This window comes from Paraburkholderia lycopersici (assembly GCF_900096975.1).
Taxonomy (GTDB): domain Bacteria; phylum Pseudomonadota; class Gammaproteobacteria; order Burkholderiales; family Burkholderiaceae; genus Paraburkholderia; species Paraburkholderia lycopersici.
On the sequence record NZ_FMYQ01000015.1, the window covers coordinates 1 to 15,341 of the forward strand.

The 15,341-nt window shown below is 64.4% G+C and carries 12 protein-coding genes and 1 pseudogene; 5 read left to right on the top strand and 8 right to left on the bottom strand.

Going from position 1 to position 15,341, the window contains the following annotated elements; translation table 11 throughout:
• From BLU17_RS17025 to BLU17_RS17040, 4 genes and pseudogenes are all read right to left on the bottom strand, one after another.
• Positions 1-437: pseudogene (locus BLU17_RS17025) on the bottom strand (electron transfer flavoprotein subunit alpha/FixB family protein); the annotation flags it as partial.
• 14 nt (positions 438-451) lie between these two features.
• Positions 452-1,201, bottom strand: coding sequence for an electron transfer flavoprotein subunit beta/FixA family protein (locus BLU17_RS17030; RefSeq protein WP_091998567.1), 750 nt, complete (start codon positions 1,199-1,201; stop codon positions 452-454).
• Between the two features lie 26 nt (positions 1,202-1,227).
• Complete coding sequence (locus tag BLU17_RS17035) at positions 1,228-2,367, bottom strand: acyl-CoA dehydrogenase family protein (protein ID WP_091998569.1); 1,140 nt, start codon at positions 2,365-2,367, stop codon at positions 1,228-1,230.
• The gene (locus BLU17_RS17040; protein ID WP_091998920.1) at positions 2,360-3,616 is read right to left on the bottom strand and encodes a CaiB/BaiF CoA transferase family protein; all 1,257 of its coding nucleotides are present in this window, start codon (positions 3,614-3,616) and stop codon (positions 2,360-2,362) included. The genes BLU17_RS17035 and BLU17_RS17040 overlap by 8 nt, the downstream gene beginning before the upstream one ends.
• Before the next feature lie 108 nt (positions 3,617-3,724).
• Here BLU17_RS17040 and BLU17_RS17045 point away from each other — a divergent pair, with 108 nt between their 5' ends.
• Positions 3,725-4,636, top strand: coding sequence for a LysR family transcriptional regulator (locus BLU17_RS17045; RefSeq protein ID WP_091998573.1), 912 nt, complete (start codon positions 3,725-3,727; stop codon positions 4,634-4,636).
• Positions 4,637-4,757: 121 nt separating this feature from the next.
• Here BLU17_RS17045 and scpC read toward each other — a convergent pair whose 3' ends face one another.
• A complete protein-coding gene (gene scpC, locus BLU17_RS17050) occupies positions 4,758-6,290 on the bottom strand; it encodes a succinyl-CoA:acetate CoA-transferase ScpC (RefSeq protein WP_091998576.1) in 1,533 nt (510 codons plus the stop codon).
• A gap of 168 nt (positions 6,291-6,458) precedes the next feature.
• On the opposite strand from scpC, the gene BLU17_RS17055 reads away from it, so the two are divergent.
• On the top strand, positions 6,459-7,373 hold the full coding sequence (locus BLU17_RS17055) for a LysR family transcriptional regulator (protein WP_091998579.1): 915 nt from the start codon (positions 6,459-6,461) through the stop codon (positions 7,371-7,373).
• Here the strand turns inward: BLU17_RS17055 and BLU17_RS17060 are convergent.
• From BLU17_RS17060 to BLU17_RS17070, 3 genes are all read right to left on the bottom strand, one after another.
• On the bottom strand, positions 7,370-8,320 hold the full coding sequence (locus BLU17_RS17060; RefSeq protein ID WP_091998582.1) for a LysR family transcriptional regulator: 951 nt from the start codon (positions 8,318-8,320) through the stop codon (positions 7,370-7,372). The genes BLU17_RS17055 and BLU17_RS17060 overlap by 4 nt on opposite strands.
• Positions 8,321-8,640: 320 nt before the next feature.
• Positions 8,641-10,239 (bottom strand): methyl-accepting chemotaxis protein, encoded by a 1,599-nt coding sequence (locus tag BLU17_RS17065; RefSeq protein ID WP_245746897.1) that lies wholly within the window; start codon positions 10,237-10,239, stop codon positions 8,641-8,643.
• 247 nt (positions 10,240-10,486) lie between these two features.
• Positions 10,487-11,497, bottom strand: a complete 1,011-nt coding sequence (locus BLU17_RS17070; RefSeq protein WP_091998589.1) for an AraC family transcriptional regulator — start codon at positions 11,495-11,497, stop codon at positions 10,487-10,489.
• 142 nt (positions 11,498-11,639) lie between these two features.
• Between BLU17_RS17070 and BLU17_RS17075 the strand changes: the two genes are divergently transcribed.
• Genes BLU17_RS17075 through BLU17_RS17085 form a run of 3 tightly spaced genes read left to right on the top strand, consistent with a single transcriptional unit; the run spans position 11,640 to position 15,336 of the window.
• On the top strand, positions 11,640-13,307 hold the full coding sequence (locus tag BLU17_RS17075) for an acyl-CoA synthetase (RefSeq protein WP_091998592.1): 1,668 nt from the start codon (positions 11,640-11,642) through the stop codon (positions 13,305-13,307).
• Between the two features lie 13 nt (positions 13,308-13,320).
• Positions 13,321-14,088 carry a 3-hydroxyacyl-CoA dehydrogenase gene (locus BLU17_RS17080; RefSeq protein ID WP_091998595.1) on the top strand — a complete coding sequence of 256 codons (768 nt, stop codon included), beginning with the start codon at positions 13,321-13,323 and terminating at the stop codon, positions 14,086-14,088.
• Between the two features lie 60 nt (positions 14,089-14,148).
• A complete protein-coding gene (locus BLU17_RS17085; RefSeq protein WP_091998598.1) occupies positions 14,149-15,336 on the top strand; it encodes an acetyl-CoA C-acyltransferase in 1,188 nt (395 codons plus the stop codon).
• Positions 15,337-15,341 lie beyond the last annotated feature (5 nt).

Below are 15,341 nucleotides of genomic sequence, written 5' to 3' on the forward strand. Positions count from 1 at the left end.
GTGATGACCTTCACCGCATCCGCCGATTGCACCGTCGCGATCGCGTTGCCCGCGTAGATCGGGCGCTCGAACGTGTCGGGCGAATCGACTGCCGTAATGTCGCTGATCTGCGCGACGTCGAGCTTCGCGGCGATGCGCGGCGCGACGTTCTTGCCCGCCGCCGTCGCCGGAGCGAGGATGTGCGAGTAATTCTTCGCGATCGCGAGAACCGTCGCTTCGACGTTTTCCGCGAGACCCGCTTCGAGTTGCGGCGCATCGGCCAGCAGCACCTTCGCCACGCCCGCGATCTTCGCGGCCGCGTCGGCTGCGCCCTGTGCGTTGTGGCCCGCGACCAGCACGTGCACGTCGCCACCGATCTTCTGTGCTGCCGCAACCGTGTTCAGCGTCGCGGCCTTGATCGACTGATTGTCGTGTTCGGCTATTACCAGATTCGTCATTTTTTCAGCTCCCCTTACAGCACCTTGGCTTCCGTCTTCAGCTTCTCGACCAGCGTCTTCACGTCCGGCACCTTCACGCCGGCCGAACGCCTGGGCGGCTCGGCAACCTTCAGTGTCTTCAGACGCGGCGTCACGTCCACGCCGAGGTCCCCGGGCTTGATCGTTTCGAGCGGCTTCTTCTTCGCCTTCATGATGTTCGGCAGCGTCACGTAGCGCGGCTCGTTCAGGCGCAGGTCCGTCGTGACCACTGCGGGGAGCGTCAGCGACAGCGTTTCCGCACCCCCATCCACTTCGCGCGACACGGTGGCCTTGCCGTCAGCCACGACCACCTTCGACGCGAAGGTGGCCTGCGGCAAGCCGGCCAGCGCGGCGAGCATCTGGCCGGTCTGGTTCGAATCGTCGTCGATGGCCTGCTTGCCGAGGATGACCAGCGAAGGCTGCTCCCTGTCGACCAGCGCCTTCAGGAGCTTGGCGACCGCGAGCGGCTGGAGGTCTTCACTGGACTCGATGAGGATCGCGCGATCCGCGCCGATGGCGAGCGCCGTGCGCAGCGTTTCCTGCGCCTGGGCGACCCCTGCGGACACCGCGATCACTTCGGTCGCGACACCGGCTTCCTTCAACCGCACTGCTTCTTCCACGGCGATTTCGTCGAACGGGTTCATCGACATCTTCACGTTGGCGATGTCGACGCCCGTGCCGTCCGACTTCACACGGACCTTCACGTTGTAATCGACTACGCGTTTGACTGGCACAAGGACTTTCACTTTCTCACCCCTTCCATTGGCTGCCGTTACGCCAGGATCGATCGGGCAATGACCGTCCGCTGAATCTCCGATGACCCCTCGTAGATGCGCAGAATCCGTGCATCGCGCACCAGCCGCTCGATCCGCATCTCGCGCGTGAAGCCGTAGCCGCCGTGCATTTGCAGCGCGGCATCGGCGACGAATCCCACCATCTCCGACGCATAGAGCTTTGCCATCGACGCTGCTTCCGTGAACGGCTCGCCTGCCGCGCGCCGCACGGCTGCCTGCAGCGTCAGGAGCCACGCAGCCTCGAGGTGGGTTTTCATGTCCGCAAATTTCCATTGCAAGCCTTGCTTGTCAGCCAGCAATTCATTGCCGACATGCCGCGTCTTCGCCCACTCCACGGCATCGGCCAACGCGGCCTCCGCAAGGCCGAGACTCGTCGCCGCCACGTCGAGGCGGCTGTTGTCGAGCACTTTCATTGCCGTACGAAAGCCTGTGCCCTCTTCGCCCAGCCGGTTCATGGCCGGCACGAAGCAGTCGAGCGCGACTTCGTGCGCGGGCGCACCCCTGATACCCATCAGCATTTCCGCGGACGACACCGACACGCCCGGCGTATCGCGGTCCACCACAAAGGCGCTGATTCCCCGTGTGCCGAGTTCGGGCGCGGTCTTCGCATAGACCACGATGAATTGCGCCGCCGCTGCGTTCGAAATGAAATGCTTCACGCCGCGCAGGCGATAGCCATCGCGCTCGCGTACTGCCAGCGTCGTCATTCCCGCCGGATTGGAACCGGCTTGCGGTTCCGTCAGCGCGAATGCGCCGAGTTTCACGCCGGTCGCCGCGTCCGGCAGGTAGCGCGCCCGCAGTGCGTCGTCGCCGCCGATCAGGATCGAATCGGTCGCGAGATAGTGGGCGCCGATCATGGATGAAGTGGACGCGCACGCGGCCGCAATCTCCGCCAGCGCGAGAACGATCGCGGCAGGCGACGCGCCAACGCCGCCCCACCGCTCCGGCAGATTCATGCCCATCACGCCCAGATCGGCGAGCGCGGGAACGTAGCGTGTCGTGGAAATTTCTTCCCGGTCGATTTCTGCCGCATGCGGCGCCAGTTCCGCTTGCGCGAATCGCCGAATGGCTTCCGAGATCTCGACATCGGCGTCGGTAACACCCATTCTCTTACGCATTATTCGCGTTCCTGATCATTTCGCTTCGCGCACCTGCTGCGTCCGCGTGCTCATGGCCGAGCACGCCGCTTTCACGCAAGGCAGCGACACGTTCGGTGTCCAAATCAAGGTATTTTTCCAGCACTTGCTGCGTGTGTTCCCCAAGTCCTGGCGCACGCGTGGTTCGCGTGCCGGGCCACGCCGAGAAGTGAACCGGTTGCCTCGGCAGACGCAATGTGCCGCCGTCGGCGCTCCTCGTTTCGATCAGAAGTCCACGCTCACGCGCCTGCTCGCTTTCCAGCGCCTCGCTGATATTCTGGATCGGCGCGACCGGAATGCCCACGTCGCTCAGCCGCGCGTTGACCTCCGCAACGCTATGGAGTTCGGCCCATGACTCGATGCACGCGCGCAACGCGGCTTCGTTTTCACTGCGCATTGCATCGTCGGCAAAGCGCGCGTCGTCGATAAGTTCAGGATGACTTATCGCGTGAGCGAAGCGCTCGAACAAACGATTGTTGAGCACGGCCACCACGAAGTAGCCGTCTTTCGCACGATAGGCGCCGAATGGCGCCGACGAAGCGTGCCGGTTGCCCACGCGCCGCGGTGCGACGCCGCTGGTCGCGTAGCGGGCGACCATGCCGGCGGTGAGGCCGAGCGTCGCGTCGAACATCGCCACATCCACGTGCGTGCCCTTGCCGGTGCGCTCGCGTGCAAGCAGAGCGGCCAGCACGCCCCACGAGGCGAACAGGCCGCTGACCGCGTCCGAAATCGAATCGCCCACCAACGTCGGCGCGCCGTCGGGCGAGCCGGTCACATCCATGAGACCGCACATGGCTTGCAGGATGATGTCGTACGCAGGACGATGCGATTCGGGGCCGGTCTGGCCGAAGCCCGAAACGCTTGCGTAGACGAGCGCGGGATGCCGCGCGGAAAGTTCCGCGTAGCCGATGCCAAGGCGTTCGGCTACGCCCGGCCGAAAGTTCTCCACGACCACGTCGGCCTGCGCGCAGAGCGCCTGCGCGAGCGCACGACCTTCGTCGCGCTTCAGGTCGATCACGACGCTTTGCTTGTTGCGGTTCATCGCGTGAAAGAGTCCGCTTTCGCCCCCGGAAAATGGGCCAATCGCGCGGTAGTCGTCGCCGGTGGGCGGCTCGATCTTGATAACCTCGGCGCCCAGGTCGCCGAGCAGCGCGGAGCATAGCGGCCCCGCGAGAACACGGGAAAAGTCGATCACACGAATGCCGTCGAGCGGCAGCGCGGGCAGTGTCACAGCGTCTTCCTCCAGTACGGCCAACCCGTTCGGTTGGTGAGCTGATTCTGAGCTGGACAGGCAATAAGATAAAATACTGGAATAAATTAAGAGCTATATGAAAAACCTATGGCTTTGTCGCTCAGGCTCCTGCGCTACTTCGTCACCGCGGCCGAAACGGGCAGCACGACTACCGCCGCGAAACAGCTGAACGTCTCGCAGCCTTCGATCTCCGTGGCGATTCGTGAACTGGAAGCGCTATTCGACGCGCCGCTTTTCACGCGCGGCGCAGGCACGCGCATGACGCTCACGCAATTCGGGCAGCGTAAGCTGGACGAGGCTCGGCACCTGCTCGCGTCGGCCTCGGCCTTCGCTACCGACGACGTGGGGGAAGGCGATCGGGGTCTCGTGCAGATCGGCGTATTCCGCACGATCGCGCCCGTCTATCTGCCGCGCGTGCTTAAACTCGCGCAAACGCGCTATCCGGGTCTCACCGTCCAGTTCCGGGAGGGCGATCTCGCGCAACTCGACGAATGGCTGCACAAGCGTCTGATCGATTTCGCGCTCATGTACGACGTGGGCCTGCCCGGCGATATCGAGCGCGAATGTCTCGCGGAACTCAAACCCTATGCGCTCTTGCCGGGCGACTCGCCGCTGGCGAAGCGGCGCCGCGCGGTCTCGCTGCACGAGCTCGCTGCGCAGCCTTTTATCCAGATTGATTTGCCGCAGAGTCGCGACTTTTTGATGGCGCCGTTCTGGCAGCATGGCCTCTCGCCCGACGTACGCTATCGGGCTGCATCCATCGAACTCGTGCGTGCGATGGTGGCGGCCGGCCTCGGCGTGTCGTTGCTGATCACGCAAAGTCCGACCGTCGTGCAGACGGCCCTCGTCGTCGAGCGGCCGTTACGTGAAGCGACCGTAATCCAGCCGCTCGTAATTGCGCGCCCGGCACGCGTGCCCCACACACGCGCTTCCGAGTTGCTGACCGCGTGCGTGCGCGATGCGGTGGCGCAAGCCATGCGCGAGCACGTGGGCAGATGACCAAACGATGGGCGCGGGTTCCTTGCCGGTCCGCCGATCCTGCCCGCTGCGGCGAAACCGTATGTGGGATGCCTGGCTATGGTCCACCTACGGCCGCCCAACTACGCCGCGCCATTTACCTTCAGGCGGGTTCGGCGACCGGTTGCGAAGCCTGAGGCAAGGTCTGATCAGGTCGCATGCTGTGGCGCTCACGATAATGCGCGTGCCATGCGAGCGCTTCTTCGATCAGATGGGGTGTTTGTCCGCCGCGCTTACTTGCCTTTGCCACGTAATCGCGCAGTGCGTCCCGGTAGAGCGGGTCGGCGCAATGCGTGATGATCTGCTGCGCGCGTTCGCGCGGCGCGAGGCCGCGCAGGTCGGCCAACCCGTGCTCGGTGACGATGACGTCGACATCCTGCCCGATATGGTCGACGTGCGACACCATCGGGACGACGCTCGAAATGTCGCCGTCCTTCGCCAGCGACTTCGTGACGAACACCGACAGGTAAGCATTGCGCGCGAAGTCGCCCGAGCCCCCGATGCCGTTCATCATGTGCGTGCCGCCGACGTGCGTCGAGTTCACGTTACCGTAGATGTCGCATTCGAGCGCGGTGTTCACCGCGATGATGCCCAGCCGGCGAATAACCTCCGGATGATTGCTGATCTCCTGCGGCCGCAGCATGACGCGCGAGCGGTAGCGGTCCAGCCCCTCGAAAAAGCGGGTCTGATATTCGCTCGACAGCATGATCGCGGACGCACACGCGAAGTCGACACACCCCGCATCGAGCAACTCGATCGCTCCGTCCTGAAGCACCTCGGAATACATGCGCAAGCCGCTAAACCCCGAATCGACGAGACCGTGCAGCACCGCATTTGCGATGGAGCCGACACCGGCCTGAAGCGGCTGCAACGAGGCGCCAAGCCGACCCGCGCGAACTTCGTGCGCGAAAAAGCTGCTCAGGTGCCCGGCGATCTGCGTGGTGTCGGCATCCGGCGGAAGCACCTTGTTGGGGCTGTCGCCCTTGCGCGTGACGACGATCGCGGCAATCTTTTGGGGGTCCAGTGGAATATACGGAAGGCCGATTCGCTGTGCAGCGTTTGTCAGCGGGATAGGCTCGCGATTGGGACGGGACAGCGGCAGATAAACGTCATGCAGTCCCTCGAGTTCGAGCGGCATGTCCAGGTTGATCTCGACGATAACCTTCTTCGCGAGCGCGGCGAACACCGCTGAATTACCGACTGACATCGTCGGCACGATCCCGGCTTCGCTAACCGCCACTGCTTCGATCACCGCGACGTCGACCGGTCCGAGGTATCCGTCTCGCAGCTGCTCCGCCATTTCCGAGAGGTGCAGGTCGATGAACATCGCGTCGCCGGCGTTGATCTGCTTACGCAGTGTCCGGTCCGATTGAAAAGGCATGCGCCGACGAATCGCGCCTGCCTCGGCAAGCACGCCATCGACCTCGTACCCCACTGATGCACCCGTCATCAGCGTAATCTGCAGCGACTGCTTGCGGGCCCGTTCAGCCAGCGCAAGCGGGACTGCCTTGCAATCACCGGCGGCGCCAAAGCCGCTCATGCCGACGGTCATGCCGTCAAGAACCAGCGATGCGGCCTCCTCTGCCGTCATTATCCTGTCGCGAAGCTGCGCCAGGCGAATCCGCTCCTCAAGCACTTCTGCCTCCTTTGATATAGGACTTGTTGCCGATACGACGCTATCCGTACGATGAATGACGCGCGACCGGCTCCATACACCATGAAGTTTAATGAAGATTCATCGATGCAGAATGTGATTTAATGTCATAGATTCCAGTCGTTTTTTTCATACCATGGCGTTAGTGACATGCCCATCGATATCCGCGCGCTGCGCTACTTTGTCGAAACCGTTCAATTGGGCAGCTTCACCCAGGCGGCGGCGGCTGTCTTTGTCACCCAGTCGACAATCAGCAAGATGGTGCGGCAGCTTGAGGACGAAGTCGGTCAACCGCTGCTGATCCGCGATGGCAGACAGGTCCAGCTCACCGACGTGGGGCGTGTGGTTTACGAGCGCGGGTTGCAGGCGTTGTCGGTGATTCGCGAACTGCAACTGGAAGTCGCCGACGTCGCGCAGCTTGGCCGTGGCCAGCTAACCGTCGGCATGCCGCCGATGGGCAACCTGTTTTTTCCGGCTGCGGTCAGAGCCTTTCAGCAACGTTATCCGAAGCTCGAACTGCGGCTCGCCGAACATGGTGGGCAGTTGCTCGAGCAGAAGGTCGTCGCGGGTGAACTGGAGGTCGGGGCGACCGTGTTGCTGCCGGGAAGCAGCCAGGAAAAGCTCGCCACGCGCGTGATTGCGCGCTACACGATCTGGGCCGTGGGGCCGCGCGAGGTGCCGTGGGCGGGGCGCCGCACCGTCCGGCTCGCGGCGATGAAAGGACAGCCGCTAATCCTTCTCGACGACGGATTTGCCCTGACCCGCCGCCTTCATGCGGCATTTCGCGAAGCCGGCATCGAGCCGCATATCGTGGCGAGGAGCGGGCACTGGGACTTTCTTGCCGCGATGGCGGCGGCTGGGCTGGGCACGACATTCCTGCCCGAACCGTTTCTCGCGCGCCTTGACGTCAGCAATCTCGCGCTCGCGCGGGTGACGGAGCCCGCGCTCGACTGGACGCTCATGCACATCTGGTCCCCGGATCGCTATATGTCGCACGCCGCACGCGCATGGCTTGCCGTATGCGACGAAGTGCTGGGCAAGCCGGCACGCGTCGGCGCGCTTTAGGACCGGCCCACCGGCGCAGGCGTGATTTCGTCGAGAAGATCCATGTCGCGCTCGATGAACTGCGGAAGATGAGCGCGGAGAAAGTCCACCCATGTACGCGTTTTCGCGTCGACGAATTTGCGTGACGGATAAAGCGCGTAGACGTTGCTTCTCTGCAAAACGTACTGAGGCAGCACGCGTTCGAGCGTGCCGTTTTGCAGACCTTCGATCGCGGCGTAGACAGGCAATACGCCGATACCCATGCCCTCCCCGATCGCCATCGCAAGCGATTCCGCCATGTTGATCTTGACGGGGCCGTCCACGCGCATTTCGATACTTCCGTCCGGCCCCTCGAGAGCCCAGCAATTCCCGCGCTCAGACGGCGTTTTCAGAATCAGGCAGTTATGGCGCAATAGATCCGACGGCTTCCGTGGCGCCCCGTGAGCATTCACATAGGCAGGAGAGGCGCAAAGAATGCTGCAAACTGACCCCAGTTGATGGGAAACCATATCGGAGTTGGGCAGCGCGGGCGCCGTGACGACCGAGACGTCACTGGTGCCTTCGAACAGATCGGGCATGTCCTGCGAAAGCGTGAGTTCGATCGTGACCTCGGGATACAAGGTTCGGTAGATCGATAGCGCGGGCAGCACATACTGCTTGCCAAGGCTTGCGAAGCTATGCATGCGCAGCACGCCCATGGGGCGCTCGCGGGCGAAGCTGGCTTCCTCTTCGGCGCTGTTTACATCCGCGAGGATTTTTTCGCAGCGGATTTTGTAGCGTTCGCCCGTCTCGGTAAGCCCGAGGTGGCGCGTCGAGCGATTGAGGAGTCGCGTGCGCAAATGGGCTTCGAGTTCCGAGACCGCTCGTGAAATTGCGCCCGTTGTCGAACCCAGCGATCTGGCCGCTGCCGTGAAGCTCCCCGACTCCACGACGCAAACGAACGCCCGCATATTCTGTAACGTATCCATCCGACCTTCTATCTGCTGCAAGTTTTCAAGCTCGGCCCCACAGGGCGATGCGGACGCCGATAAACTGCGCGCGAACTGGATGAAACCGGCGTTTGAGCATGATTCCGCGGCCCGGAGCATAAAGTGTCCTTGTCCAGGAACAAATTGCGAGCGGTGAATCAGTGCCTTTCAAAATATGAAGGAATCGCGGCAATCGCGCCGCGTCGGAGCGTTCCCGATTCGATATACCGATATTGGGCGCTTCTTTGAGAGACGCGGCTCGATCTCGTCGAAAGGAAGGACCCGCGTCTACGCGCAGGTCCCGATAGCCGCTTTCTGGTTCAATTCCTGGCGACGAGAAATATCGAAACAGCGTTCTCCAGCTGGCTCGCCTGCTCCTTCAGCGACAGGGCTGCCGCCGATGCCTGCTCCACCAGCGCCGCATTTTGCTGGGTCACACGATCCATTTCGGAAACGGCTTGATTGACCTGTTCGATGTCCTTCGATTGAGCTTCCGATGCCGAGGTGATCTCGCTCATCAGCGAACTGGCGCTCTTGACCGAATCGAGTATTGCTTCCATGGTGCCGATCGCGCTGTCGGCTTGCCGCGCACCGGCTTCGACGCGCTTCAGGGAGTCGGTAATGAGATCCCTGATTTCCCTCGACGCCGTCGCGCTCCGTTGCGCAAGCGAGCGCACCTCGCCGGCGACCACCGCGAAGCCGCGTCCCTGTTCGCCGGCCCGGGCCGCCTCGACGGCCGCGTTCAGCGACAGGATATTGGTCTGAAATGCGATGCCTTCGATGGCGCCGATGATTTCGGCGATCTTTCCCGACGAATCGGAGAGGCCTCGCATCGTTTGCACGACTTCCTGCGTCGCCTGATTGCCCCGCTCGGTGAGTTGCGCCGTGCTTCTCACCACTTCGTTGGCCTGCTTCGCGTTTTCAGCGTTCTGGCGAACGGTCGAAGTCAGTTCATCCATCGACGCGGCCGTTTGCTCAAGCGACGCCGCCTGCTCTTCCGTCCGTTGCGAGAGGTCGAGATTGCCGGCCGAAATTTCCTGACTGGCGGTTTTGATCGACCGCGATCCTTCTCGCACTGCGCCGATGGTCCGAACGAGCTTGCTTTGCATCGCGTCCAGACCGGACATCAACTGCCCCATTTCGTCGCCCGAATGCACCTCGACGTCCGTCGTCAAGTCGCCGTCTGCAATTGCCTTGAAGTGTTCCATCGCGCGTGCGAGGGGCAAACCGATGGCCCGTTGCAGCGACCACCACGCGAGAGCAGCCGCGGCCAGCGCGATCGCGATACCGAGGACGGCGATCCCGACAAACCAGTGAAATCGCGCCTGGGCGGCATCGAACATCTCGCGCGCAGCCGTGACCTGGATCGCGCCCAGCGAATCCATGCCGTCGGACACGTCGATAAACAGCGAAGGAGGAAGACTTTTCCATACTTCGGGAATTTTCACGGCATCGTGGGTCGCAATCGCGCTGAACATCAGGTCGAGCCCGTTCGCGACGAATGCATCGAACTTGCCGTTGACGTCCGCCGCGCGCTGCGCCTCCTCGGGACCCGAAAAAGGCAGCGCGCGATAGGCATCCCATGCCTTCTTCGAAGTACTGAGCAGTTCGCGGGCGGTGCGGGTCTCCTGTTCGACGTCCGGACTGGTGGGATCGAGCGCGATGCGATACAGCCAAAGACGCGCTCTGGAGAGCGCCACGTTCGACTGGCTCAAAGCCTCCGACGAGGCCAGGCGGCTGGCGTACAGCTGCTTGACATCACCATTGCTCATCAAGACGCCCACGACTCCCATGAGACCGCCGACAACCAACAGTGCTGCGAGAAAACCCATCGCCAACGCGAGGCGGGCACGAATGCTGACATTTTTTATCATGGTGACAGTAGCTGGGAGCAGAGGATCTGTGATACGTCCGCTCATGCCCGTTCAACGCCGGTGCAGGACACGAAGATCACAGCTATCACTAACGTCCGTATTCGCAATTGCATTAGCAGGGAATGCGGAAGAGACTTTTATTCCCGCAATGACTTGTGGATGACGCATCACGGTGATATAAGCGCGCCGCGAAACGCGAACGCGGCAATAGCCCGCTCGACGAGCCATGCTCGTCGTCCATGGCCCACCGCCCCAAACCGTTACGCCCGATTGCCGTGCCGACCTGGCTCGATCAAGGCGAACGCGTCGGCCCGGCTTCGCGAAAGTCGCGGCGAAACGCGCCCGGGCTCGCGCCCGTCCATTTGCGAAACGCGCGATGAAATGCGCTCGGCTCCGTAAAACCCAGTTCGCTTGCGATCTCGGCCACGCTGAGCGTGCTCTCGCGCAGCAGCGACTGGGCTTGCGCGCTTCGCATCTCGTCCTTGAGCGAAGCAAAGCTCTGCCCCTCGCTGCGCAGGCGGCGGCGCAGCGTCGCGGGCGTCGTGCCCAACTGTCGGGTCAGCGCGTCGAAGTCGGGCCAGCTCGCCGCAGGCGTGGCCTTCAGGTGGGTGCGGATTTTTGCCACCCACCCGGCATCGTGACGGTAGCGCACGAGCAGATTGCCGGGCGTCCCGCGCAGAAAGATTTTCAGCGCCTGTTCCGAACGGATCGTGGGCAGGTCGAGCCAGGCGGAGTCGAAAACAAGGCGGCACTGCGGCTGGTCGAAGTGGACGGGCACGCCGAAGAACTGCAGGTAATCGGCGCGCTGCCCGGGGCGCGGGCACGCGAAATCGATGCGCTGCAGCGGGATGCGACGCCCGGTGAGCCAGCAGGCCACGCCCAGCAGGATCAGCCAGAACGTCCGGTACGCGAAGGCCGGGTAAGGCGCGGGCGCGCCCGTCAGCACGATCTGCGCCTGGCCGTCGACGACCGTCAGTTCGCCGTGCGGGTCGTCCAGCACCACGCGCAGGAACTGGAGTGCGCGCCGCAGCGCCTTGCCGAGCGTGCCCGCGTGCAGCACCGCATGACACAGCAGCGCGAAACTGCCGTGCCGCATCGGGCGCGCGGCCAGGCCGAAGAATTCGTCGTCGGTCGCTTTCGCGATGGCGAGCCAGAGCCGGCCATAGTCCTGCGGGGTCAGGCTCTCGTGCCCGGCGTCCGCCAGCCCCGCTGCCCGCAATACCGGTTCCGGCGCAAGTCCTTGCCGACGCAGACAGGCAAGCGCATCTTCGACGAAACCAGCCGGAATTGTTTGCCGCTCCACCTCGCTGACTCCTGATATGGCAAAACCAATCAGAATTCTAGATTCCGTTTGTCATTGATTGCAATGTCCGGGCTGCCTACCATTGAAGCCAATCTGCCGCGCACATTCGCATACAGGCGGAAATTCCAACAAGGAGACAGCCATGCCAGCCGGAGTCATTCCCCGGTCGATACCGGCTTACGAGGAGGCCGTAGCCCGCTTTTGCGTCGAGAACGAAGCCGCGCATCTGCACGGCGATCTCGAACACGGTCTGAACGCCTGCGTCGAATGCTGCGACCGCCATGCCGCCGCCGATGCGATCGCGCTCGACTGCATCGACGTCAACGGCCGCCACCGTAGCTTCAGCTTCGCGCAGTTGCAAGCGCTTTCGGCGCAGGTCGCCAACCTGCTGGCGGCGCAAGGCGTGAAACCCGGCGACGTGGTGGCCGGCCTGCTGCCGCGCACGCCCGAAATCGTCGCGACGATTCTCGGCACGTGGCGCGCGGGCGCCGTCTATCAACCGCTGTTCACCGCTTTCGGACCGAAGGCGATCGAGCACCGGCTGCGGATGAGCGAGGCGAAGGTGGTCGTCACCAACACCGCCAACCGCGGCAAGCTGGACGATGTCGCCAGTTGCCCGACGGTCATCACGGTGCGCGAGGCCGGCGAGCCGCTGCGCGAGCACGACATCGACTGGCACGACGCGCTCGAAGCGCAGTCCGCAGCATTCGAGCCGGTCATGCGCCAGGGCGCCGACCTGTTCATGATGATGTCCACCTCCGGCACGACGGGGCTGCCCAAGGGCGTGCCGGTGCCGCTGCGCGCCTTGCTGGCGTTCGGCGCCTACATGCGCGACGCCGTCGATCTGCGCCCCGAAGACCGCTTCTGGAACATCGCCGATCCGGGCTGGGCCTACGGGCTCTACTACGCGATCACCGGGCCGCTGCTGCTCGGCCACGCGACCACGCTTTACGAAGGCGGCTTCACCGTCGAGAGCACCTACGACCTGATCGAGCGGCTCGGCATCACGAGCCTCGCCGGCTCGCCCACCGCCTATCGGCTGCTGATGGCGGCCGGCGCGGACGCCGCGGCGCGCGTCAAGGGCAAGCTGCGTGTCGTCAGCAGCGCGGGAGAGCCGTTGAACCCGGAAGTGGTGCGCTGGTTCGATGCGGCGCTCGCCGCACCGATCCACGATCACTATGGCCAGACCGAGCTCGGCATGGTGGTGAACAACCATCACGGCCTCGCGCATCCGGTCCAGCCCGGCAGCGCGGGCTTCGCCATGCCCGGCTACCGCGTCGCCGTGCTCGACGACGCCGGCAACGAACTCGGTCCGAACCAGCCCGGCCAGCTCGCCGTCGACATCGCGCGCTCGCCGCTGCTCTGGTTTACCGGCTACTGGCATCAGGACACGCCCGCCATCGCGGGCGGCTACTACCGGACCGGCGACAACGTCGAGCTGGAGCCCGACGGCAGCATCAGCTTCATCGGCCGGGCGGACGACGTGATTACGTCGTCGGGCTACCGCATCGGCCCCTTCGACGTGGAAAGCGCGCTGATCGAGCATCCGGCCGTGTGCGAGACGGCGGTCATCGGCGTGCCCGACCCCGAGCGCACGGAAATCGTCAAAGCCTTCGTCGTGCTCGCGCAAGGCTACGCGGGCACCCCGGCGCTAGCCGAGGAACTGACCCAGCACGTCAAGCGGCGGCTCTCGGCGCACGCCTATCCGCGCGCGATCGAATTCGTCGAGGCATTGCCGAAGACGCCGAGCGGCAAAATCCAGCGCTTCCTGCTGCGCAAGCAGGAAGCCGACAAAGCAGCGAACACCTGAACGGGCGAAGCGAATGAACATCAGCAATCGAGTATTTGTCATCACTGGCGCGGGGTCGGGCCTCGGCGCCGCCGTGGCGCGCATGGTCGTGGCACAGCGGGGCAAGGCCGTGCTGCTCGACATCAACGCCGAAGCGGGCGCCGCGCTGGCGCGCGAACTGGGCGCCGCAGCCCGCTTCCAGGCCGCCGACGTCACCAGCGAAAGCGACGGGCAGGCCGCCATCGCCGCCGCGCTCGACGCGTTCGGGCGCATCGACGGCCTCGTCAACTGCGCGGGCGTCGCGCCCGGCGAGAAGGTGGTCGGCCGCGACGGGCCGCATCGGCTGGCGAGCTTCGCGCGCGCGGTGTCGATCAACCTCGTCGGCACGTTCAACATGATCCGCCTCGCGGCCGAAGCCATGTCGAAGCAGGACGCCGACGCCGAAGGCGAGCGCGGCGTGATCGTCAACACTGCGTCGATCGCGGCGTTCGACGGGCAGATCGGCCAGGCCGCCTATGCGGCATCGAAAAGCGGCGTGGTCGGCCTGACGCTGCCCGTGGCGCGCGAGCTTGCGCGCTTCGGCATCCGCGTGGTGACGATCGCGCCGGGAATCTTCGCGACGCCGATGATGTCGGCGATGCCGCAGGACGTGCAGGAAGCGCTCGGCAAGAGCGTGCCGTTTCCTTCGCGTCTCGGGCGGCCCGAGGAATTCGCGGCGCTGGTGCGCCACATCGCCGAGAACACGATGCTGAACGGCGAAGTGATCCGGCTCGACGGCGCGCTGCGCATGGCGCCGCGCTAACAGGTCTAACGGGTCTACGGGCCTTGCGGTCTTGCAGGCTTGAAACAGGAGAAATGGGAAATGACGACATACGATCCGATAGTCATCGTTGGGGCGGCGCGCACGCCGATGGGCGGTTTTCAGGGCGAACTGGGCGGCGTCAGCGCCAGCGAACTGGGCGCCGTGTCGATTCGCGCCGCCATCGAGCGCGCCGGCCTGCCGCCGGAGCAGATCGACGAGATCATCTTCGGCTGCGTGCTGCCGGCGGGCCAGGGCCAGGCGCCGGCGCGACAGGCCGCGCTGAAGGCGGGGCTGCCGTTCTCGGCGGGCGCGACGACGATCAACAAGATGTGCGGCTCGGGCATGAAGGCCGCGATGTTCGCGCACGATCTGCTGCTCGCCGGCGCGGCGAACGCGATGATCGCCGGCGGCATGGAGAACATGACGCAGGCCCCTTACCTGCTGCCCAAGGCGCGCGGCGGCTACCGCATGGGCCACGGCCAGGTGCTCGATCACATGTTCCTCGACGGGCTCGAAGACGCCTACGACAAGGGCCGGCTGATGGGCACGTTCGCCGAGGACTGCGCGGCGGCGCTCCAGTTCACGCGCGAAGCCCAGGATGCATTCGCGATCGCCTCGCTCACGCGTGCGCAACATGCGATTGCCGACGGCAGCTTCAAGGAGGAAATCGCGCCCGTGCCCGTGCGCGCGGGCAAGACGGAAACGCTGGCCGCGATCGACGAACAGCCGGGCAAGGCGAAGCTCGACAAGATCGCCACGCTCAAGCCGGCATTCCGCGAGGGCGGGACGGTGACGGCAGCGAACTCGTCGTCGATTTCGGACGGCGCAGCCGCCCTCGTGCTGATGCGGCGCTCGGAGGCCGAGCGGCGCGGCCTGACGCCGAGAGCCGTGATCGTCGGGCACGCGACCCATGCCGACAGGCCGAACCTGTTTCCCACGGCCCCTATCGGGGCCATGCGCAAGCTCTCGGAGAAGACCGGGTGGAATCTGCGCGACGTCGACCTCTTCGAGATCAACGAGGCATTCGCCGTAGTGGCGATGGTGGCGATGCGCGAACTCGACTTGCCGCACGACAAGGTCAACGTACATGGCGGCGCGTGCGCGCTCGGGCATCCGATCGGCGCATCGGGCGCCCGCATCATCGTGACGCTGATGCACGCCCTGCGCGCGCGCGGGCTCAAACGCGGCGTGGCGAGCCTGTGCATCGGCGGCGGCGAGGCCACCGCCATCGCCATCGAAACCGTTTGATGCGA

Coding starts and splice junctions, on each gene's coding strand:
- BLU17_RS17035 (WP_091998569.1), bottom strand. CDS start 2,367: ATGCGTAAGAGAATGGGTGTTACCGACGCCGATGTCGAGATCTCGGAA.
- BLU17_RS17045 (WP_091998573.1), top strand. CDS start 3,725: ATGGCTTTGTCGCTCAGGCTCCTGCGCTACTTCGTCACCGCGGCCGAA.
- BLU17_RS17055 (WP_091998579.1), top strand. CDS start 6,459: ATGCCCATCGATATCCGCGCGCTGCGCTACTTTGTCGAAACCGTTCAA.
- BLU17_RS17060 (WP_091998582.1), bottom strand. CDS start 8,320: ATGGATACGTTACAGAATATGCGGGCGTTCGTTTGCGTCGTGGAGTCG.
- BLU17_RS17065 (WP_245746897.1), bottom strand. CDS start 10,239: ATGAGCGGACGTATCACAGATCCTCTGCTCCCAGCTACTGTCACCATG.
- BLU17_RS17075 (WP_091998592.1), top strand. CDS start 11,640: ATGCCAGCCGGAGTCATTCCCCGGTCGATACCGGCTTACGAGGAGGCC.
- BLU17_RS17080 (WP_091998595.1), top strand. CDS start 13,321: ATGAACATCAGCAATCGAGTATTTGTCATCACTGGCGCGGGGTCGGGC.
- BLU17_RS17085 (WP_091998598.1), top strand. CDS start 14,149: ATGACGACATACGATCCGATAGTCATCGTTGGGGCGGCGCGCACGCCG.